Origin of the sequence: Clostridium subterminale (assembly GCF_039521425.1) — a bacterium.
Classification (GTDB): Bacteria; Bacillota; Clostridia; order Clostridiales; family Clostridiaceae; genus Clostridium_J; species Clostridium_J subterminale.
Genome location: NZ_BAAACI010000006.1, coordinates 239,511 through 262,713 on the forward strand (window position 1 = coordinate 239,511; position 23,203 = coordinate 262,713).

The 23,203-nt window shown below is 30.5% G+C and carries 16 protein-coding genes; 14 read left to right on the forward strand and 2 right to left on the reverse strand.

Features of this window, described 5'->3' with window-relative positions; all coding sequences use genetic code 11:
• The first annotated feature begins 461 nt into the window (after window positions 1-461).
• The 14 genes from pfkA (at window position 462) to ABDZ93_RS10170 (ending at window position 19,555) form a co-directional block, all read left to right on the forward strand.
• The gene (pfkA, locus tag ABDZ93_RS10105) at window positions 462-1,421 is read left to right on the forward strand and encodes a 6-phosphofructokinase (RefSeq protein WP_343826026.1); all 960 of its coding nucleotides are present in this window, start codon (window positions 462-464) and stop codon (window positions 1,419-1,421) included.
• Window positions 1,422-1,529: 108 nt separating this feature from the next.
• Complete coding sequence (gene pyk / locus ABDZ93_RS10110) at window positions 1,530-3,287, forward strand: pyruvate kinase (protein WP_343826028.1); 1,758 nt, start codon at window positions 1,530-1,532, stop codon at window positions 3,285-3,287.
• Window positions 3,288-3,609: 322 nt separating this feature from the next.
• The gene (locus ABDZ93_RS10115; RefSeq protein WP_343826030.1) at window positions 3,610-3,969 is read left to right on the forward strand and encodes a DUF1540 domain-containing protein; all 360 of its coding nucleotides are present in this window, start codon (window positions 3,610-3,612) and stop codon (window positions 3,967-3,969) included.
• Window positions 3,970-4,118: 149 nt separating this feature from the next.
• On the forward strand, window positions 4,119-5,654 hold the full coding sequence (rlmD, locus tag ABDZ93_RS10120) for a 23S rRNA (uracil(1939)-C(5))-methyltransferase RlmD (RefSeq protein WP_343826031.1): 1,536 nt from the start codon (window positions 4,119-4,121) through the stop codon (window positions 5,652-5,654).
• 678 nt (window positions 5,655-6,332) lie between these two features.
• Complete coding sequence (locus tag ABDZ93_RS10125; RefSeq protein WP_343826033.1) at window positions 6,333-8,783, forward strand: ABC transporter permease subunit; 2,451 nt, start codon at window positions 6,333-6,335, stop codon at window positions 8,781-8,783.
• A 25-nt stretch (window positions 8,784-8,808) separates the two neighbouring features.
• Window positions 8,809-9,777, forward strand: coding sequence for an ABC transporter ATP-binding protein (locus ABDZ93_RS10130; RefSeq protein WP_343826035.1), 969 nt, complete (start codon window positions 8,809-8,811; stop codon window positions 9,775-9,777).
• Between the two features lies 1 nt (window position 9,778).
• On the forward strand, window positions 9,779-10,723 hold the full coding sequence (locus ABDZ93_RS10135) for an ABC transporter permease subunit (RefSeq protein WP_343826037.1): 945 nt from the start codon (window positions 9,779-9,781) through the stop codon (window positions 10,721-10,723).
• 11 nt (window positions 10,724-10,734) lie between these two features.
• Entirely contained in the window at window positions 10,735-11,697 is a 963-nt protein-coding gene (locus tag ABDZ93_RS10140) for an ABC transporter ATP-binding protein (RefSeq protein WP_343826038.1), read from the forward strand.
• A gap of 339 nt (window positions 11,698-12,036) precedes the next feature.
• Window positions 12,037-12,759: a GntR family transcriptional regulator gene (locus tag ABDZ93_RS10145; RefSeq protein ID WP_343826040.1), complete on the forward strand. Its 723-nt coding sequence runs from the start codon at window positions 12,037-12,039 to the stop codon at window positions 12,757-12,759.
• A gap of 82 nt (window positions 12,760-12,841) precedes the next feature.
• Window positions 12,842-14,602: an NAD(P)/FAD-dependent oxidoreductase gene (locus ABDZ93_RS10150; protein WP_343826043.1), complete on the forward strand. Its 1,761-nt coding sequence runs from the start codon at window positions 12,842-12,844 to the stop codon at window positions 14,600-14,602.
• Window positions 14,589-15,872 (forward strand): NAD(P)/FAD-dependent oxidoreductase, encoded by a 1,284-nt coding sequence (locus ABDZ93_RS10155; protein WP_343826044.1) that lies wholly within the window; start codon window positions 14,589-14,591, stop codon window positions 15,870-15,872. Before ABDZ93_RS10150 ends, ABDZ93_RS10155 begins: the two co-directional genes overlap by 14 nt.
• 1 nt (window position 15,873) lies before the next feature.
• Window positions 15,874-16,263, forward strand: a complete 390-nt coding sequence (locus ABDZ93_RS10160; protein WP_343826045.1) for a DUF1667 domain-containing protein — start codon at window positions 15,874-15,876, stop codon at window positions 16,261-16,263.
• Window positions 16,253-17,809 carry an FGGY-family carbohydrate kinase gene (locus ABDZ93_RS10165; RefSeq protein WP_343826047.1) on the forward strand — a complete coding sequence of 519 codons (1,557 nt, stop codon included), beginning with the start codon at window positions 16,253-16,255 and terminating at the stop codon, window positions 17,807-17,809. The genes ABDZ93_RS10160 and ABDZ93_RS10165 overlap by 11 nt, the downstream gene beginning before the upstream one ends.
• A gap of 21 nt (window positions 17,810-17,830) precedes the next feature.
• Window positions 17,831-19,555 (forward strand): FAD-binding oxidoreductase, encoded by a 1,725-nt coding sequence (locus ABDZ93_RS10170; protein WP_343826049.1) that lies wholly within the window; start codon window positions 17,831-17,833, stop codon window positions 19,553-19,555.
• 73 nt (window positions 19,556-19,628) lie between these two features.
• On the opposite strand, the gene ABDZ93_RS10175 is transcribed toward ABDZ93_RS10170, so the two are convergent.
• Window positions 19,629-21,356 carry an ABC transporter ATP-binding protein gene (locus tag ABDZ93_RS10175; protein WP_343826051.1) on the reverse strand — a complete coding sequence of 576 codons (1,728 nt, stop codon included), beginning with the start codon at window positions 21,354-21,356 and terminating at the stop codon, window positions 19,629-19,631.
• A gap of 4 nt (window positions 21,357-21,360) precedes the next feature.
• The gene (locus ABDZ93_RS10180; RefSeq protein ID WP_343826053.1) at window positions 21,361-23,082 is read right to left on the reverse strand and encodes an ABC transporter ATP-binding protein; all 1,722 of its coding nucleotides are present in this window, start codon (window positions 23,080-23,082) and stop codon (window positions 21,361-21,363) included.
• Window positions 23,083-23,203 lie beyond the last annotated feature (121 nt).

Consider the following 23,203-nt stretch of genomic DNA (forward strand, 5'->3'; position numbering starts at 1 on the left):
GCATGAAAATATAAATAAATTGTATTAATATTACATTGCAAATTAAATTGTTAGTAAAGCCTAGTTTAATTGTGGATGTAACTCTTCTTAATTTTGTATATAAATTTTAATGAAATTTACTAATTATAAAGTATAAAATGGGAAGAATAGATTATAAGAAACTTTATTAAAACTTGACAACATTTACAATAGCAAATCTATAGATAAATACTTAAATGTAGCTAATAATAGGTTGCAAGGAGTAACTCTAAACATTAAAATTAAGTTAAGTAAGTATGTAGAAATTTAATAATATATTGGTATTTTAATTAATATAGTAATTGTATAAACCTAGGTAGGTATATGCTTGTGTAAGCAATTAATATTCTAATGGTTGAATTATTTATAAATATATATTATTAAAATACATAAGAAAAGAATAATTGTAAATAACAACCACAATAAAGCTAGGGGGTAATATGATGAAAAGAATAGCAGTATTGACTAGCGGAGGAGATTCACCGGCAATGAATGCAGCTATAAGAGCTGTAGTTAGGATTGGAATTGAAAGTGAAGTCCAGGTATTTGGAGTACATAGAGGATTTAATGGACTTATTAATGGGGAAATATTTGAGATGGATAGACACTCTGTTTCCGACATAATTCAAAGAGGCGGTACTATACTAAGGACTGCTAGAAGTGAAGAGTTTAGAACTCCTGAGGGTAGACAGAAGGCTCTTAATGTTATTAAAGTGCTTAAAATAGATGGAATTATAGTAATTGGTGGAGATGGATCATTTAGAGGTGCTAAGGAATTAAGTGATTTAGGTATACCAACAGTAGGAATACCAGGTACTATAGATAATGATTTACCTTATACAGATTATACTGTTGGTTTTGATACAGCTTTAAATACAGCTATCGATGCCATAAATAAAATTAGAGATACCTCTAGCTCCCATGAAAGAGTAAGTGTAATTGAAGTTATGGGAAGAAATTGTGGAGATTTAGCGTTGTTTTCAGGTATTGCTGGTGGGGCAGAACAGGTAATAGTTCCCGAGAAAAAACTCACTATTGAAGATATATGTGAGAACATTTTTAAAGGAAAGCGTAATGGTAAGCTTCACAATATTATAATCTTAGCTGAAGGTGTAGGTGGAGCTCAAAAATTGGCTAAAAGTATAGAAGGAATAACAGGAATAGAGACTAGAGCAACAGTGCTTGGATATATACAAAGGGGAGGAAGTCCTAGCGCTTTTGATAGAATTTTAGCTTCAAGGATGGGTAGTAAAGCTGTTAAAGTATTGCTAGAAGGAAAGACAGCAAGACTTATAGGTATCAAGGCTAATAAAATTGTAGATGTAGATATAAAAGAAGCTCTAGAGATGAAATCATGTTTTAATGAAGAGTTATATAAATTAAGTGTGGATTTGTCGAATTAATATATTATAGCTATTGTAGAATTGCAAATTTTTTAATATAATTTTATAGATTGATAAAGTTATCTGAGTAAAAAATTTTAATGCTATCAAATAAAAAGGAGGATAACTATGAAAAAAACTAAAATTGTTTGTACAATGGGACCTACTACTGATGAAAAGGAACTTATCAAAAAATTAATTGAAAATGGTATGAATGCTGCCAGATTAAACTTTTCTCATGGAAGTCATGAAGAACATAAGAGAAGAATAGATATGGTTAAGGAAGCAAGAGCTGAATTAGAAAAGCATATTGCTATATTACTTGATACTAAGGGACCAGAGATTAGAACTGGAAACTTTGAAAATGGAACTGTAGAACTTAAAGAAGGAACTATTTTTATAGTTCATTGTGGTGAAGATATTATAGGAGATGAAACTAAGTGTTCCATAACTTATAAAAATCTTTATAAAGACGTTAAGTCAGGTGATGTACTTTTAATAAATGATGGATTAGTAGCACTAAAGGTATTAGACATAGAAGATAGAAATATTAAAACTCATGTTGAAAATACAGGAGTCATAGGCAATCATAAGGGAATGAATGTACCAGGAGTTAAATTAAATCTTCCAGCACTAACAGAAAAAGATATTGCAGATTTAATGTTTGGTATAAAAAGTGAAGTAGATATAGTGGCTGCATCTTTTATAAGAAAAGGTACAGATGTTTTAGATATAAGACACCTTCTTGATAAGAATGGTGGGGATTACATTCAAATATTTTCAAAAATTGAAAATAGAGAAGGTGTAGATAATATTGATGAAATAATAAGGTATTCTGATGGAATTATGGTAGCAAGAGGAGATTTAGGAGTAGAAATTCCTACTGAAGAGGTACCAGTGGTTCAGAAGATGATTATAGAAAAATGTAACGAAGCCGGAAAGCCAGTAATTACTGCTACTCAAATGTTGGATTCTATGATTAGAAATCCAAGACCTACAAGAGCAGAAGCTTCAGATGTAGCTAATGCAATCTTTGATGGAACTGATGCTATAATGCTAAGTGGAGAAACTGCTAGTGGGAAATATCCATTGGAAGTTGTAAAAACTATGTCTCAAATAGCTATGAAGGCAGAGGAATATATAAACTACGAGGAAAGTTTCAAGAAAAGAAGAAAGTTACATGTTTCTAATGTACCTAATGCTATAAGTGTGGCTACTTGTACAACAGCTATGGAACTAAATGCATCAGCAATAATTACAGCAACTCAAAGTGGTCAAACAGCAAGACAGATATCTAAATATAGACCAGAATGCGCAGTAATAGCTTGTACTCCTTATGAAAGAGTTGCAAGAAGTTTAGCATTAAATTGGGGAGTATTTCCTGTAATAACTCCAAAACTAAAAGATACAGATGAATTAATAGATAAAACTTCGCAAATTGCATTATCAGCTAATTATGTAGAGAAAGGTGATCTTGTAGTAATTGTTGCAGGAATTCCAATGAACTATGTTGGTAGTACAAATATGATGAAAGTTCATATTATAGGAGATATACTTTTACAAGGTAAAGGAAGCGATTCTGGTACAGCTTATGGAACAGTAATGCATGTAGATAATTCTAAAAAGTTTTTTAATTCTTTAGATGAAAAACAAATTATTATAGTTGATAAATTAAGCAGAGACTTTTCTAGTGTACTTGATGAAGTTGGTGGAATAATAGTAGAAAGTGATGAAATGAGTTCTAGTGTACTACTTGAATGTTCATCAAGAAATATTCCTATTATATATAATGCACAGAATGCATCTTCAATTATAAAATCTGGTTGCTTTATAACCATGGATTCAAAAGTAGGAATGGTGTATAGTGGGAAAGCTAATATTAAGTAATTTTATCTAGTGGATCTCTAAAAATGAAGATAATTATGGAATTTATGTAAAATAAATATAAAATATTGAAATTATCTGAAATTTAATGTATAATTAGTAATCCAGTGGATAAGACTTAAAATATAACATTTTTGGCAACTGATTCATTATTGACACCCGTAAAGGGTGTCTTTAATTTTTTGAAGGGCATTTAATTTAAGTAATATTAGTATTTAAAAGTAGCTAAAATTTTAGACACACCCCGTGTATAAAAAATATATTTTTCCACATAATAGTATTATCTAATAACTTAAGAAAATAATTAAGAATAGGAGTGCTATGAATGAGTGGAAATTTAGCATGTAATGCAACTAATTGCATACACAATAACTCTGGAATGTGCAGCGCTAGCAGTATACATGTGCAAGGAGGAAATGCTCACTCTAGTGAGTATACTCAGTGTGGAACATTCATAGAAATGGGAATAAAAAATTCTCTTTCTAATGTATATAATATGAATATTGGAGGAGAAGTAAAACAAAGCTTTAATAATTTCGCTGGAGGTATAGGACCAAGAATAATATGTGATGCAATAAACTGTAGGTATAATATTAATAAGGATTGTGTTGCGAATTTTGTACACATCAATGGGATAGGTGCTATAAGTAGCAATAGAACAGATTGTGATACTTTTAAGATGTAATTCACTATAGTAAGGGTAACTTTAGCTAATTTAAGTAATAATCTAAAGTTGCCCTTACTTTAATTTTATATTATGACTACTTATTATGGTTAATTAACTAATTTTCTGATAGAATTAAAATTAATTATAAGCTAATAGAGGGTGGTTTTATGAAAAGACGTAAAGATATAAGCAAGGTTAAAGTTATAGAAGAAGCTGAAAAACAAGAGAAAGAAAGAGTGGAAGCAGCATTAGAAAAAGAAAAAATAATAAAAGAACAAAGGGAAAGTGAAGAAAGAGAAGCTGAGATAGAAAATCTTATTTTGGAATTAAACAATAATCATGTAAATATAGAAATTGCAAAAAATAAAGACTATATAATTAAGATAGATGGCTATGGACATGAAGGAGAAGGTGTAGGAAAAATAAATAACTTTACTGTGTTTGTTAAAGGAGCCATAAAGGGTGAAACAGTAAAGATAAAGCTTATAAAAGTTAGTAAAACCTATGGAATAGGTAAATTATTAGATGTAATTCTCTCATCTAAATATAGGACAGAACCTATATGTCCAATTTATAAGAGATGTGGAGGCTGTAATCTTCAGCATATATCCTATGAAGAACAACTTAACTTCAAAACTCAAAGAGTAAAGGATGTTATGGAAAGAGTAGGAAAGATAGAAGGATTAAAGGTACATAATACCATGGGTATGGATTTCCCATATAACTATAGAAATAAGGTTCAGTTACCAGTTGGAAATAATGATGGAAACATAGTAGTAGGATTTTATGCACCAAGATCCCATGAAATAATCAATATGGATCATTGTTATATACAAAGTAAAATCGGTGATAAAGTTGTTAAGCTCCTTAAGGAATGGATGAAAGAGTATAAAGTAACTCCTTATGATGAAAAAAGCCATAGTGGTGTAGTAAGACATATAATGATTAGAGAAGGTTTTAAGACTAAGGAAGTAATGGTAGTAATAGTTACTAATGGAGAAAAGTTACCTAATATAAAACCACTTATAAAATCTCTTAGAGAAGAAATCTTAAATCTTAAATCTATAATTCAAAATGTTAATAAGGATAAAACAAATGTGATTTTAGGCAACAAATCTATTAATCTATGGGGAACAGACACCATATCAGATTATATAGGGGAATTTAGATTTAATATATCACCACTATCTTTCTTCCAAGTAAATCCTGTACAAACAGAAATGCTATATAAAAAAGCATTAGAATATGCTAGTCTTACAGGAAATGAAATTGTATTTGATGCTTATTGTGGTACAGGAACCATATCATTATTCCTATCTAGAAGAGCAAAAATGGTCTTTGGAATTGAAATAATACCAGAAGCTATAGAGAATGCCAATGAAAATAAAGTAATAAATAATATAAATAATGTGGAATTTATAGTAGGAAAATCAGAAGAAGAAATTCCAAAACTAATAGAAGGTGGGATACAACCAGATGTAATTATGTTAGATCCTCCAAGAAAGGGCTGTGAGGAATCACTTTTACATGCCATAGCAGGAGTAAAACCCAAAAGAATAGTGTATGTATCATGTGATCCTGCAACATTAGCAAGAGATTTGAAAGTTCTTGAAGGATTAGGCTATAAAGCTGTAGAGCTGCAACCAGTAGACATGTTCCCCCAAGGGCATCATGTGGAATGTGTAGTTAAGTTAGTGAGATAAATAAGGGCTTTAAGCCACTTAAATATGAATAAAAATATGATTTGCTACCGATTTGCCACCATAAGTTTTGTAATGGTGGCAAATTATTTTTGTATAAGTATATTTTCTAGAATATTAACAGTATCATTTTTCAACAGTATTATTCGTAATTATTCCACTAGAACATGGATATTACATGCAAATTTTTATACGTTAACTTAGACTTAATCATATTATTCAAATAAGAAAAAAGCTTTAAAACCGCATGTGTAGAACAACTATTTAAATAGTTATATATTTAAATGGGATTATATGTATATAGTTATATATAATTATAGGTATATAGTTGTGTTAGGTTGATTTTAAGTATTATAGGCATTTTAATAATAAATAAAATTCAAAAGGATAAAATAAAATTTTAATATTGAATTTTAATGTGATTAGAAATTAGAAGTTATACATTGGAATATCACAATGTACAAACCAGTAAAGATTAAAAATATTAATCTTTACTGGTTTTTCATGTTGAAAAAAATATTGAAGTTTTACGTTTAATGTTGAAATATGGTTAATGAAATTCATTGATAGAACCTTAACGATTAGATAAAATAATAGATAAGCATACCTAACTATTAATTTACATATAACTTAAATATATACTCATAAGTAAAATATTATTTGAAGGGAAGTACCTATAAAATGAGAAAGATTAATTTTCCACTACTTCTTGGAAGTATAATTGTAATATTTCTAGCAATTGTGGCCTTATACCCAGGATTTTTCACATCAAAGGATCCTCTTTTTGAAGAAGTACCTAAGTATATAGAATACAAAGAGGAAGGAAAATGGGTGGAAAAGTTTGCGAATAATCCAATGCCACCTAATAAAGATAATAGCTTTGGAACAGATGATGCTGGAAGGGATGTTTACTCAAGACTTGTATATGGAACTAGAAACACATTAAAATTGGCACTTCTTGTAGCTATATTTAGGATGATTTTAGCCCTTCCACTTGGATTGGCTGCAGGAATGGGTGTAAAGTTTATTTCAAGTATAATAAAAATATTTAATACATTTTTTACTGCAATACCTATGCTCTTATTTAGCTTTGTAATTTTGAATATAGGATATTTTAGGAATCTACAAATGGATAAATCAATTTTTGCATTTGCTATAGTACTTACCATGGTGGGGTGGGCAAAGTTGGCTGGAATCATTGAAGATTCAACTAGAATGGTTATGGAAGAAGACTTTATTGAAGGTGAAATAGCTATAGGGAAGACTAAGCTACAGATAGCACGTCAAAATATCCTACCACATATATTACCAACTAGCATAAGTTTATTTTTTAAAGAAATGGGAATGGCGTTGTTTCTAATTGCTCAGTTAGCAGTTCTTTATGTTTTTGTTGGAGTATCAAGACAAATTAAGGAACTAGCTTTTAAAGCAAATTATGAGATGAATTTAGAACCTGAATGGGGAGGTACTCTCTCCAGAATTGCAAGAAATGTTAAACAATACGAAACAACATATTGGATGACACTTTATCCTATATTAGTTTTTAGTATTGCAATAATTGGAATAAATCTTACAGGAGAAGGACTTAGAATAGAATTTCAAAAGAGGGAATCCAGAGTTATTAGTTCTATTAGAAAAATTTCTTATTTAATATCACCAAAAATATTTATATCTCAGCTTAAGGATATTAAGAAATACTACAAACCTGTAATTATTAAGACTTCAATTATAATAGTGATTGTTATATATATTGTAATACCGTGGCATCCTAGCCTTTATAAATTCGATATAAATCAAGCTAAACTACATGTTGAAGAACTTACAAAGAATAAATATGGAGGTAGGGTAGCTGGAACTGAAGGAGGACATTTAGCTGGAGAATATATAATTAATACTTTAAAGTCCTATGGATATCAGGTTAATACTCAAGAAATTCCACTAACAGTTACCCTGAAAAACCCAGAATCCAACATTGAAGAAGCAGTACCTGAAATTCTAGCTCCTGTGGTAATTGAATCAGGTTGGATAAAACTTACAGATGATGCTGGAGAAGAAAAGACCTATCAACTTCATAAAGATTTCACAATTGCAACTGTAAGTGATAGTATTTTTATGGATAAGAAAAAAGAAGAATTATATTATAAAGGAATTGCTGCAGACTCTAAAAATTTAAATAATATACCAGATGGGAAGGATTTTTTTTCTATTGAGAGGGAATTTAATCGATTAGAATTTAATTCTTTTAATACTCCCAAAGAGATGATAAGTAGTGAGTCAGGAAAAAATTTTGATTATGATATACAGTTTATATTAGGTGGAGGCTACAATACAAGTAACAATGCGTATCTTTTTAAATCCACTGCAATCATTCCATTTGATGATTTAAGGGTAGAGTTAGAAAGTGGTTATAGAGAAGTTGAGATAAATTTTGACTATCCAAAGCTACCTAAATATAAGGGAAGAAATATCACTGCATTTTTACCTGGTAAAGACAAAACCTACGAAGAGCCAGGTGAGTTAGTAATTATAGGATCAAGCTATGATGGTGTCCATATAAATGGAACTGAATTTTCCTATGCAATGACAGCAACGCCCGCTGCAACAGCACTAGAGGTGGCAAGGAGATTGTCTATTATAGAGGAGCCATTGGAAAAATCAATCCAGTTTATATTTTGGGATAATGAGTATGAAAGTTATAAATATTCAAAGTTTGATGGTTCATATCATTATGGTATAACAGAGAATATACCTGTAAATATGGCAATGTCACATGGATACTATTATTTTGATATAAGCTATCCGGGTTATAAAGAAGGTGAAGATTTAAATCTAATAACCTTCCCAGCTCAAAGAGCAGATAAAAGCAATTATCTAATGGGGTTGGAGATAGAAAAACGATTTAAACAAATGGATGTGAGATACCAAAGATTTCATCATAATTATAGAACTACAAATGCTTTGATTAATTTGAGGTTAAATGCACTTTCAAGTGTTGGGATAGGAAATCCTTCAACAGAGGGAGTTAATAGTAGTATTGATACTATAGAAAATATAAATTACAAGACAATGGAAAGTATTGGACAGATAATAGTAGATACCATGACAATGAATTCTTATATGATAGATAAGTAAGAAGCCTTTGAAAAGGAGAAAAACTATGATAGAAGTAATAAACTTAAAAAAGCAATTTTTAATAAAAGACAAAATTTTTGGTGTAAATAAAGAAATTGTAAATGCAGTAAATGGTGTAGATTTTAAAATAGAAAAGGGTGAGACACTTGGTCTTGTTGGGGAATCTGGAAGTGGTAAATCAACTATAGGCAGATTGATATTAAGACTCTTAGAACCAACAGAAGGAAAGATATTTTTGGAAGGAAGAGATATTAGTACTATTAGTAATAAAGAATTCAGGAAGATAAGAAAAGATTTACAAATAGTTTTTCAAAACCCTTATTCTGCACTAGATTATAAAATGACTATTGAAGATATTTTGATTCAACCACTTCAAATACACAAAATAGTACAACCGCTAGAGTATAAAAAAGAAGTATTAAGGTTGCTTGAAATGGTAGGGTTATCAAGACATGACGCTAAAAAATTACCACATGAGTTTAGTGGAGGGCAGAGACAAAGAGTTGCTATAGCTAAGGCTTTGGCAGTAAGGCCAAAATTTGTAGTATGTGATGAATCCGTATCAGCTTTAGATGTATCTGTTCAATCTCAGATACTCAATCTTATTATGGATCTTCAGGATGAATTTGGTTTATCCTATTTATTTATATCCCATGATTTAAGTGTAATAAGGCATGTTAGTAATAAAGTAGCAGTGATGTATCTTGGAAAAGTAGTAGAAAAAGGTAGTGTAGATGATATATTCGACTCTCCAAAGCACCCATATACTGAAGCTTTAATGTCTGCTTCACCAGTACCAGAGCCTAGCAGAAGCATTGATAGAATAAAGCTTCAAGGTGAAATACCTAGTGCAATGAATATACCATCAGGATGTGCATTCCACAATAGGTGTCCTAAAAAAATGGCTAAATGTGAAATTCTTGAACCAGCACTTAGGGAACTTGATAATGGAAGGGTAGTTTCTTGTCATTTATATGAAGATAGGAGGAGTTAAAATGAAAACTGAAATAATAAAGGTAGTAGCTAAAAAAATTCTTATGAACGTATTAATACTCCTTGTAATTTTATTCCTTGTTATAGCTGTAACAGGAATACCTCTAGATTTTGATATAATTTCATCTAATGGCAAAAACACACCCAATATGGAAATAAACGTAATCTTTGAAAATATGAAAAATAATTTTAAAATATTTTTTAGTGGTGAAGCATTTAAGGTTAGGATTCAAGGAGAAACTGTAGGTCAACTGTTAGTTAAAACAGCCACTAAAAGTTTATCTATATTATTTTTCGGGGCTATTTTAGCAGTAATCCTTGGAATTCCAAAGGGAATTATAGATAGTAGAAAGAATGATAGGAGTGGAACAATAAAACTACTTCAATCTCTCATACCTCTTTCAGTACCAGATATTTTAATAATAGTACTTGTGCAAATATTTGCCATATATCTATATAATAATGGATTTTCAATATTGGGATTAGGACCAATTCCAGCCTATGGAGATGAGACCTTGGTTAATGCAATTTACCCCATAATATCAATATCAATACTTCCTGCAGCTTATATTGCAAGGATAACAGCTACTACAATAGAAGAAAATTTTACAAAACCATATATACTAGCAGCTAGAGGAAAGGGATGCTCTAGGTTTCAAATTATAAAAAAACATATGATGAAAAGTATAATCTATGGAGTGTTATCAGGATTTCCAACAGTTATAGGTATAATGTTTTCAAGTCTCATTATAGTAGAACGATTATTTTACTATAGAGGAATGGGGTTCTATATGATATTTTTTTATACAACGGATTTGATTCCACCATATGAAGGTGGAGTTGCATTTATGACTTTTATTGTATTACTGGCTATTTTTTATTATTTTATTTTTATGATTTTTAATATTTTAAAAGATATCATATTACCTAAGACAAAATCTCATTAAGGAGGGATAATATGACATTGCTTCAGGTTAAGAACTTAAAAACTTATTTTTATTTGAATAGTAATGAATATCCTGCAGTAGATGATATAAGCTTTACCTTGGATGAAGGAAAAACTATGGCAATTATAGGGGAATCTGGAAGTGGTAAAAGTGTAACTGCTCTTTCTATTATGGGTTTAATTGATTTTCCGGGAAGAATAATCGGAGGAGAAATACATTATAATGGAGAAGATTTGTTAAAAAAGAACGAAAAAGCAATGAGGCAAATAAGAGGAAATGAAATATCTATGATATATCAAGATCCAATGTCAACATTAAATCCAATGAATAAGGTAGGAGAACAAATTGCAGAGGCACTAATCATCCATAAAAAAGTTAATAAAAAGGAATCCAAAGGGGTGGTTGTAGAGCTTATGAAAGCAGTAGGTATTACAGACGGAGAAGAAAGGTTCAATCATCTTCCCAATCAGTTCAGTGGGGGAATGAGACAAAGACTTATGATAGCTATGGCAATAGCTTGCAATCCTAAGATACTAATAGCAGATGAACCTACAACAGCTCTAGATGTTACAATTCAGGCAGAAATTTTAGAGTTATTACGTAACATTAAGAATAAATATAATATGTCCATAATATTGAATACTCATGACTTGGGAGTAGTAGCAGAAATGGCAGATGAAGTAGTGGTAATGTATTGTGGAAAAGTTATGGAGATAGCACCAAATAAAGAACTATTTGAAGAGCCTATAAATCCATACACTAAAAAGCTTATGGAATGTATTCCAAGAATAGATGATAAAAAAAAGAGGTTGAATACCATTGAAGGATATGTACCACATCTAGCAGAATTATCAAAGGGATGTAGATTTTCAGATCGTTGTAATGAAGCTAGTGAAAAATGTAGAAATGAATTGCCAGAGTTAAGAGAGATTTCTAAAGGACATTGGTCTAGATGTTGGCTTCATGAAGATTAGTTTAAGGAAAATTTTAAGTAAATCATTTTAGAAATTTACATCTTATTTATTGCAATAGGTCTAGTATTCATAGGATTATTGATAATACCGTTATCCTGCAAAATTAAGTAGTTCATTTGTAAAATTAGTATATTGTAAAATAAGATGTAAGACAGTCTGAAAAGTAATTTCAGACTGTCTTTTTAATTATACTTAATTATTAATATAATTACCTTTCTTCTTTATTTATAATTAAAAGATATAAATGAAGAGATATAAATAATTCTTAACATGTTAATAAATTGGTAATCATATAAATCAGCCAGCATATAAATATAAAAAACATTGGAGGAATTAATGATGATTGATAGATATGATAAAACACCGTTGTATATACAAGTAAAAGAAGAAATAACCAAGACAATTAGAAGTGGTAGATGGGAGGTCAATTCTCAAATCCCAACTGAAAGGGAACTGATGGAGAAATATGAAGTAGGTAGAGCTACTATAAGGCAAGCTATAGATTTATTAGTTAATCAAGGATATCTGTATAAGAAACAAGGAATTGGTACCTTTGTTTTAAGAGATAAGCCTTCTTTGGGATTTGAGCCACTTATTAGTTTAACTTTTACTTTAAGAACTAAGGGAATAAAGGTTAGCAATAAAATACTAGATGAGAATTTTTTTATCCCAGGTGAGGAATTAACCAATAAGATGAGATGGAAAATAAATCAAAAGTGCCTTTATGTAAAGAGGTTAAGAACTGTTGAGGAAATACAAGTAGCCATAGAGAATTCATATTTTTCACAGCGGTTTTCCAATGGTAATAGTAAATTTGATTTTGAAAAATCCTTGGCAAGCATGATTATAAATGATTTAAAGGTAGATATATCAAAGGTAGATCAGACGATAACTATTAGAATTCCTAATAGCGAAGAAAAAAGTCTGTTAGAAATAGATGGAACTACAAGAGTGTTAGTCATGGAAAGATGGATATATGAAGAAAATAATGAAGAACCATTCTATTATTTAAATTTTATAGTCCCAGAAAATTTATACTATGTACCTATGGTAAATTATTGAAAATAAGTATTTATTTCATAGTCAAATCATAGTATATACAGAGAGGTTAAGATGTCCGAACATCCTAAGGAAGGGATATGTAATGATAAAAAAATATGAAAAGGTTCAAAAACTTATACAAAAAGAGGTTAATAAAGAGATTTACTGCAGAGAATGGAACTCTTCAATCATTTTAGAAGGGCAGGTGGAGAGTTGGAATATGGTTATTAAAGCTGGCAAACTTGCATCTAAAAGAGGATACAAGGGTGTAGTAAATCAAATAACTGTGAAAGGTTTGAAAATACCTCTAATTAAAGCACCGATTATAAGAGATTCACATTTAAATGGAAAAAGAGTAGATGTACTTATTATTGGAGGAGGAGTTATAGGGTGTGCTATTGCTAGAGAGCTTGCAAAGTGGGAATTGTCTATTTTATTGCTTGAAAAAGAATCAGATTTGGCAATGCACACATCATCAAGAAATGATGGGATGATACATCCAGGTATAGAAGCTCCTATAGGAAGTAAAAAATCCATATTTAATGTTAGAGGTAATGAGCTTTATTCAAAGATTACAAAGGAGCTAGGGGTGCCTTTTGAAAGATGTGGCTCTACAGTGCTTTTCGATAGAGGATTTATAAGGTTAGCTAAACCTTACCTTATGAATAGAGCACGGAAGGCTGGAGTAAAGGATGTAGTTATTTTAAATAAGGTACAGGTAAAAAAAATAGAACCAAACGTGACGGATAATATAGTTGGGGCAGTTCATTTTGGAACAACAGGTATATTATCTCCTTATAGAATGACCTATGCTTTTGCAGAAAATGCAGCTATGAATGGAGTCGATTTTTCCTTAGATACCTTAGTAGAATCATTGCTTATGGATGGAAATGAGATTATTGGAGTAAATACAAATAGAGGATTAATATATCCTAAGGTAATTATAAATGCTGCTGGAATCTTTGCTGATAAAATTGCTAACATGGCAGATGATCAGTTTTTCACAATACATCCAAGAAAAGGAGAGACGCTAATACTAGATAGAAAGAAAGGTTCTCTAATTAATGGAGTGGTAGCTAAGCCAAGCTTAAATCTGACTAAAGGAAATACTAAGGGTGGAGGTATTATAAAAACAATAGATGGAAATATATTGGTAGGGCCTGATGCTTATGAACAACCCTTTAGAGAAGATTATTCTACAAATTCAACTAATATAGAGAATATACTAAGAAAGCATTTACCTGTAGTACCTAAATTATCTAATGGTGATGTAATAACATATTATGCGGGAATAAGAGCCGCTACTTATGAAGAAGATTTTATCATTGAACGCTCTGAGCGTGTTGATAATTTAATTTATGCAGCAGGTATCCAATCACCAGGTCTTGCATCTGCACCAGCTATAGCAGAGGAAATTGAAAAGATAACCTGTGGATTACTAGCTGAAAAAATACAGTTAAAGAAAAAAGATTATTGGAATCCAATAAGAAAAGGAATACCAGAAGTAAGAAATATGTCCTTTGAGGAAAGGGCTAAGTTAATAAAAGAGAAACCAGAATATGGTGAAATAATTTGTAGATGCGAGGAAATAAGCAAAGGTGAAGTTCAGGATGCTTTAAGAAGCCCAATAAAAGTAGATACAGTAGATGCTATTAAAAGAAGAGTTAAGGCTGGAGCAGGTAGGTGTCAAGGAGGCTTTTGTTTACAACAAGTATTAAAGATTATTCATGAGGAGTCTAGTAAAAGTTTTGAGATAATTACTAAGAAAGGAAAAGATTCTAATATTCTTATAGAAAAAGTTCAAAGTAAGTATAATAATCTCACTATAAATGAAAATGAGGTGAAATTGTATGAAAGACAATAAATTTCACTTTGATGTAATAGTTATAGGTGGAGGTCCAGCAGGGCTTGCAGCAGCATTAGCATCTAATGAGAAAGGAGCTAAAACTTTAATTGTTGAAAGAGAAGAAAGGTTAGGTGGAATATTAAAACAATGCATTCATGATGGTTTTGGATTGATTACCTTTAATAAGACTCTTAGTGGACCAGAATATGCAGATAGATATATAAGAAGGATTAAAGAAAAAAACATATCAATATATACATCAACATTTGTAAGTAAAGTAGAAAAAATAGGAGAAAGTTTTATATTAACCTTAATAAATTCGAAAGAGAATGTTTTTCAGGTTAACTCTAAGGCATTAGTTTTAGCAAATGGTTGTAGAGAGAGAACGGCTAGGCAAGTTTTTATAAATGGCGATAGACCTGCTGGCATATATTCAGCAGGAACAGCACAATATTTAACAAATATGATGGGTTATTTACCTTGTAAAAATTGTGTGATTTTAGGAAGTGGAGATATTGGATTAATTATGGCTAGAAGGTTAACTTTGGAAGGTGCTAAGGTTATAGGGGTGTATGAAATGAAAAGTACTCCTTCAGGATTAAGCCGAAATATTATGCAATGCTTAGAAGATTACAATATTCCATTACATTTATCACATACAGTAACTAGGGTAATAGGGGAGAGTAAAGTTTCAGCTGTTGAAACATGTAGAGTTGACGAAAATATGAAGCTCATTGATGGAACAGAAGAGATAATTAAGTGTGATGGATTAATATTATCAGTAGGATTAATACCAGAAAATGAGGTAGCAGAAAGTTTGAATATAGAAATTGATCCATCAACCAAAGGACCAAAGGTAGATCATAACTTTAGAACAAGTGTAAATGGGGTATTTTCCTGTGGAAATTCTCTTCATGTTAATGATTTAGTAGATTATGTATCAGAAAGTGGGAAATATGCTGGAGAGCAGGCAGCAACTTATGAAGTAGATAGTTATAGAAGATTAGTGGACATAATATTTGATAAAAAAGAGTTTCTATATGTAGTACCTCAAAGCATAGATTTAAATTCTATAAATAAAGATATAACAATTTACTTTAGAAGTAAAGATGTAATAGAGAATGTAAAAGTGGAATTTTACTTAGGTGACAAGGTATTATTTATGAAAAAGTATAATATAATAAAGCCACCGGAGATGGAAAAAATAAATTTGAACTTAAAATCATTTTCTGTAAATAATATTGATAATTTAAATTTAGTTATGAGTAAAATTAAAGAGGGTGTATAAGGTGGAGTTAAAAAAAATCACCTGTATAGTGTGTCCTAATGGTTGTAAACTTACTATAATTGAAAAAAATGAAGAACTATTAGTGGAAGGTAATAAGTGCAAAAGAGGAATAGAATTTGGAATTAATGAGATTAAAAATCCATTAAGAAGTATTGCTTCAACAGTAAATACTATATATAAGGAAATGCCAAGGCTACCGGTGAGAACTGATGGACTGATTCCAAAGAGTAAAATATTTAATGTAATGAGAGAAATAAGTAAAGTAGTAATAACAAATCATGTTGATATAAATGAAGTAATAATTGAAAATGTATTAAACACTGGAGTTAATATCATTTCAACCTCAAGTTTAATTGAGATATTAAAGGAGGAGTATCCGAATGGAGGATAAATATGTTCTCTCCATAGATTGTGGGACACAAAGTGTAAGAGCATTGATATTTAATGGATTAGGTACATTAGTAGCTAAAGAAAAGTTAGATTTTCAACCATACTTTTCAAATAAACCAGGATGGGCAGAACAAGATGCAGAGATTTGGTGGCAAGGAGTATGTCATGTATGTACAGCACTAAAAGAGAATAATTCTACTTTTTTCAATGAGATACTTGCAGTATCAGTAACAACACAAAGAGATACAGGAATAAATGTAGATAAAAATGGGGAAGCATTAAGACCTGCAATAATATGGTTAGATCAGAGGATGGCAGAGTGTAAAAAGCCTATAAGTAAAAGATATAATTTTCTCTTTAGGTTAATTGGAATGAAAAAAGCCATAGAGGTTTCAAGGAAAAAATGTAAAGCAAATTGGATAATGGAAAATCAGCCGGAAATATGGAGAAACACTTATAAGTATTTATTACTTTCAGGATATTTAAATTTTAAATTAACAGGAAATTTTGTAGATTCCATAGCATCTCAGATTGGACATATACCTTTTAATTTTAAAAAGAAAGATTGGCCAAAAGGAAATAAAGATTATAGGTGGGAAATTTCAGGAGTTGAAAGAGAAAAACTACCTCAGCTTGTAGAGGTGGGAGAAAGAATTGGGGAAATAAGTCCAGAAGTTGCAAAGGTTACAGGATTAAAGATTGGAATACCTGTTATTGCAGCAGGATCAGATAAAGGTTGTGAAACCTTAGGTACAGGTTGTAAGAATGAAAAATGGGTAAATTTAAGTTTTGGAACAACAGCTACAGTTCAGACTATGTCAAAAAAATATATAGAGCCTTTAATGTTCATGCCAGCTTATCCAGCTTGCATACCAGGATATTATAATCCGGAATTTGAAATTTTCAGGGGTTATTGGATGATTAGTTGGTTTAAGAGAGAATTTGCTAGAAAGGAAGCTATGGAAGCTGAAGAAAGAGGTATTTCTTATGAAGAAATATTAAATGAAAGATTAAAGGATGTTCCACCGGGATGCCATGGGTTAATGCTTCAACCATATTGGGGGCCAGGTTTAAAATATCCTGAGGCAAAGGGAGCAATTATAGGTTTTGGAGATGTTCATACAAGAAGCCATATTTATCGAGCTATTATTGAAGGAATAAATTATGGATTATTAGATGGAATAGAAAAGATAGAAAGAAAGACTAAGGAGAAAGTGAAGTATGTAATGGTTTCAGGAGGCGGTTCTCAAAGTGATACTATTTGTCAAATAACTGCCAGTATGCTAAATAGAAAGGTTTATAAAACTACGACCCATGAGACGTCAGGATTAGGAGCAGCTATTATAACCTTTGTAGCTTTAGGAATGTATGTAACTTACAATGAAGCTATTGAAAAAATGGTTCATTATAAAAAAATATTTACTCCAGAAAAAGAATATACAGAAATATATTCAAAGCTTTTTAAGAAAGTTTACAAGAAAATATATAGAAAACTTAAATCACTATATTCAGATATTGGAAAGATAACAAATTATCCAGATATTTAGTTGTATATGGGGGAATTATTTATGAATAAAAATGAAGATAATTTTACACCGAAATGGTATGAAGATTTACCACCAGAAGGATCCTATAGATCTATTTTAAAATGGGGAGACCCTAAGGAATTTAAACATCCTAATCCTAGATTATACACTTTGATGAAGAAAATCTTTGAAATGACTGATGAGGATTTTAAAACACCTCAAAAAATGGGTTTAGAAAAGGTTAATTTTGAAAAAGAGATTACTTTAACAGAAGGGCAAATTGCTCACTTTAAACATATAGTAGGAGAAAATAATGTAAGGATGGACCCTTATTCAAGGCTTCAAATAGCTTATGGAAAAACTATGATAGATTCGATGAGACTTAGAGAAGGTATCGTTGAAAATATTCCTGATATAGTAATACATCCAAGAAGCAAAGAAGATATAAAAGAAATAGTTGAGTACTGTAATGAAGAGAAAATACCAGTGTATGTTTACGGAGGAGGTTCATCTGTAACTAGAGGTGTTGAATGTGTAAAAGGTGGAGTATCCTTAGATATGAGAGTTCATATGAATAAGGTAGTTAACTTTAATGAAATAAATCAAACAATAACTGTAGAAGCTGGTATGTCAGGTCCAAAACTAGAAGAAACATTAAATAAAGCAAAGGAACTCTTTGGTGCAAAGAGGGCATATACCTGTGGACATTTCCCTCAATCCTTTGAATATTCGGCAGTTGGGGGTTGGGTTGTAACTAGAGGAGCAGGTCAGAATTCAACTTACTTTGGAAAGATTGAGGATATGGTTATATGTCAAGAGTATATAACACCAGCTGGTGTTATAAAAACCGATGAATATCCTGCATTAGCTACAGGACCATCCATTGATGAAATCATGATGGGAAGCGAAGGTGCTTATGGAATATTAGTTTCTGTAACTCTTAAAATTTTTAGATACATGCCAGAAAATCAAAGAAGATTTAGTTATATATTTAAAAACTGGGTAGATGCTAGAAATGCAGCAAGAGAGATTATGCAAGGGCAATTTGGATTTCCATCAGTATTTAGATTATCAGACCCAGAAGAAACTGATGTTATGATGAAACTCTATGGCGTAGAAGGAACAATTATTGATAAAATAATGACTGTAAGAGGATATAAGCCAAATGAGAGATGTATGTTTTTAGGATTTACAGATGGAGAAACATGTTTTACAAAGATAGTAAGGAAAAAGGTTCATAAGATATGTAAAGCGTATGGAGCTATGTCGACCACCGGATATGTAACTAAGGCATGGGAGCACGGAAGGTTTAGAGATCCATATTTAAGAGAAGATTTACAGGATTATGGTATTATGACTGATACCCTTGAATGTTCAGTTAATTGGAATAATATGGATTACGTTCATAAGGGAGTAAGAGCTTATTGCAAAAGTAGACCAAATACAATTTGCATGACACATATGTCTCATGTTTATCCACAAGGTGCAAATCTGTACTTTATTTTTATAGCTAAAATGAATAAAATAGATGAGTATTTAGAATATCAATATGGAATACTTGATAATATTCAGAAGTATGGAGCTGCGATGAGTCATCATCATGGAATAGGAAAGATGACAGCCCCTTGGCTTGAAGGTCAAATAGGTAAAAATCAAATGGAAGTATTCAAGGTATTAAAAAATCATTTTGATCCAAATAATATTATGAATCCAGGTGGAACATTAGGCCTTGATTTATCTGATGATAAGAAACGAATAGTAAAGTAAAACTATATATGTAATACAAATGTGCAATTAATCATTAGTAAAATAGCACCCTTTTAAAAGGGTGCTAAAATTTTTAAATATTAAATTGACTATGATAAAGTTCGGTGTAGAATCCATTTTTAGCTAGTAATTCCTTATGAGTACCTTGCTCAAATATTTTACCATCCTTAAGAACAATTATTTCATCAGCATGTAAAATAGTTTTTAAACGATGAGCAATTACAAAACTAGTACGGCCTCTCATCATGTTGTTCATAGCTTCTTGAATCTTAATTTCTGTACGAGTATCAATGTTGCTGGTGGCTTCATCTAAAATAAGGATATCAGGATTAGATATTATAGTTCTTGCAATAGTTAAAAGTTGTTTTTGACCTATACTTAATTCACTAGCACTGGAATCTAACATGGTTTCATAACCATCAGGTAAAGAAGTAATATATTCATGAATATTAGCAGCTTTAGCTGCATCGATTACTTGTTCATCACTGGCTTCTAAGTTTCCATATTTGATATTTTCCTTAAAAGTACCAGTAAATATAACAGTATCTTGGAGAACCATTCCAATAGCACTTCTTAAATCTTTGATTTTAAAATCTTTAAGTATTGTACCATCTATAGTTATACTTCCACTTTGATAGTCATAAAATCGTGGTAATAAATTCATAATAGTTGATTTTCCAGAACCAGTTGGGCCAATGATACCAAACATTTTACCTTTTTCAACATGCATATTAATATCCTTTAAGATTGGTTTACCTTCAACATAACTGAAATCTAAATGAGAAATTTCGACATTTCCTTCAAAATGCGAAACAGCTTTGCTACTTGGAATGTCCTCCATATCTGGAATTTGGTTCATAACTTCCATTACTCTTTCAATGCCAGTTAAGGCAAGTTGTATTTGGTTATAAAGGTTCGCTAGTTGATTCAAAGGCTGAAAGAATTGTCTAGCAAAATTTATAAAAGCAACGATTAGACCAACAGTAGCTTCACCTTGTATAGTTAAATAACTACCAAATGCAACAATTACAGCTAAGTTTATATTACTTATTCCATTAACTAAAGGTGACATGATACCAGCGGTTGTTTGAGCTTTTGTGGAGCAATCAACTAAATCTTTGTTAATATTGGAAAAACGGTTTATGGTATCTTCCTGCATTCCATAAGCTAAAATAACCTTTTCAGAAGAAATATTTTCTTCAATATAACCATTAAGGTCACCAAGTTTTTGTTGCATTTTATCAAAATTAATTTTGGTTTTTTTAGCAAAAACCTTTGAAATAATTAGGGTGATGGGAGTAGAAATTACAGTTACAATAGCTAGTTTTACATTTAAAAAAAGCATAAATGTGATTATACCAATTAGAACTAATATGCTTGAAATTATTTCAAGTAAGCTTTGATTTAAAGTAGTATTAATATTGTCAATATCATTAGTAAACCTACTCATTAGTTCTCCAGTAGGAGTAGAATCAAAATATTTTAAAGAAAGCTGTTGAAGTCTAGCAAATAAGTCGTGACGTAATTGACGTACAGCTTTACCAGCAACACTAATCATTAAGCGATTTTGTATTAAGCTAGATATGGAAGTTGTAAGGAAAATAGCTAGAACTAGCAAAACACCATATATTAATCCAGATGAGTTACCAGGAAGTATGTAAGTGTCTATTATAAAGCCAGACAAAAATGGACTTACAGTTCTACCTAAGGTATAAATAATTACGCATATGACTATAATAAAAATTTGACCTTTGTAATCTTTAAAATATTTAAGTAGATTCTTCATTTTATTGCTATTCATATATTTAAGCCTCCTTGCCTGATTGGGATGCATAAATTTCTTGATACAAAGAGCTTGACTTTAGTAAATTTTCATGGGTATCTATAGAAATAATTTCACCTTTATCAATAACTAAAATCTTATCTGCAGCTTTAATTGACGATATTTTTTGAGCAATGATAAAAGTAGTTGTATCACCAAAATCTTTAGCTAATGCCTTTTTTACAAGTTCTTCAGATTTTGCATCTAAAGCACTAGTACTGTCATCTAAAATAAGTATTTTGGGATCTCCAACTAATCCACGAGCAATGGATACACGTTGACGTTGACCACCAGATAAATTACTTCCCTTTTGATATATAAAGGTATCATACTTTTCAGGAAAACGATCTATAAATTCACTAGCTTGAGCTGTTTTAGCAGCATTTTCTATTTCATAATTAGTTGCTTCTTGATTACCATAACGTATATTTGTATTAATTTTACCGGCAAAAAGAAGAGCCTTTTGTAATACAATACTTATTTGAGAGCGTAAAGATTTTTCACTATACTCCTTAACATCTATTCCATCAATTAGGATACGACCAAGGGTTGCATCATATAGTCTAGGAATTAGTTGAGCTAAAGTGGATTTACCAGAACCTGTTAGGCCAATGATTCCAATTGTTTCACCTAAATTAGCAGTAAAGTTAATATCTTTTAACACAAATTCACCAGATTCAGAGTATTTAAAATAAACATGATCGAAGGTTATATTACCTTTAATTTCATTAAAGTCCTTTGTTTTATAAATAATATCAGGATTTATATCATGAATTTCAATAATTCTTTTAGTTGATACAATAGCACGAGACACATTCATCAGTAGAATTCCACAAATCAACAAAGAAACTAATATTTGAAGTAAGTAATTTATGAATGCAACAATTTGACCAACGTCTAATCCATTTTTAATTACTAAATTTCCTCCAAAATAAAGAGTAGCAACAATGCCAAAATTAACACAAAGCATTAGAAAAGGCATAACAAGTGCTACAGCATGAGAAGCTTTAGTACTTGTTATATAAAGTAATTCATTTTTATTATGAAACTTTTCTATTTCATAATTTTCACGAACAAAGGCTTTAACAGCTCTTATTCCAGTAAAATTTTCATTTAAGGCTGTATTTAGATTATCTAAAGCCTTTTGAGAATTTGTAAATAGCGGAGAAGATTTTATTATTATTATTGTAAGTGAAATAACAATAACTATAACTAAAGCTATAATTATAAAAGATAAATCTCTTGCAGTTAATAAAGCCAATATAAAGCTACCTACTAATAAAAGTGGAGCACGAACTAAAATACGAAAACTCATGAGTATTAAATTTTGAACTTGATTAGTATCGTTTGTCAATCTAATAATAAGGTTACTAGGACTCTGATGATCTAGATTTTTATAGGAAAGTTCCATGATTCTCCTAAAAGTATCTTCGCGAAGATAACCTCCAAAGTTTTGAGAAATTTTGGATGATAAATATATAGTTACAATTCCTGATATAATTCCAATTAAAGATAATATTGCCATAATGATACCATTACGTATTACATAATTAAGATTACCAACACTTAGTCCCTTATCTATTATTTGTTGAATTAAAAATGGTTGGATTAAGTCTACAATAACCTCTATTAACATAAATATCGGTGCAATAAAAACCATTTTTTTAAAAGGCTTTAAATATTTTGTTAAAAACTTAAATACCACGTTTATTTCTCCTCGTATAGTATATTTAGGTTATTTGATAGGAAAACCTATAAACCTATTTTTAATTATCTCTTAATTTTAAAGATAATTGTTTTTTAGATTGAGAGGATTATTGCTATCT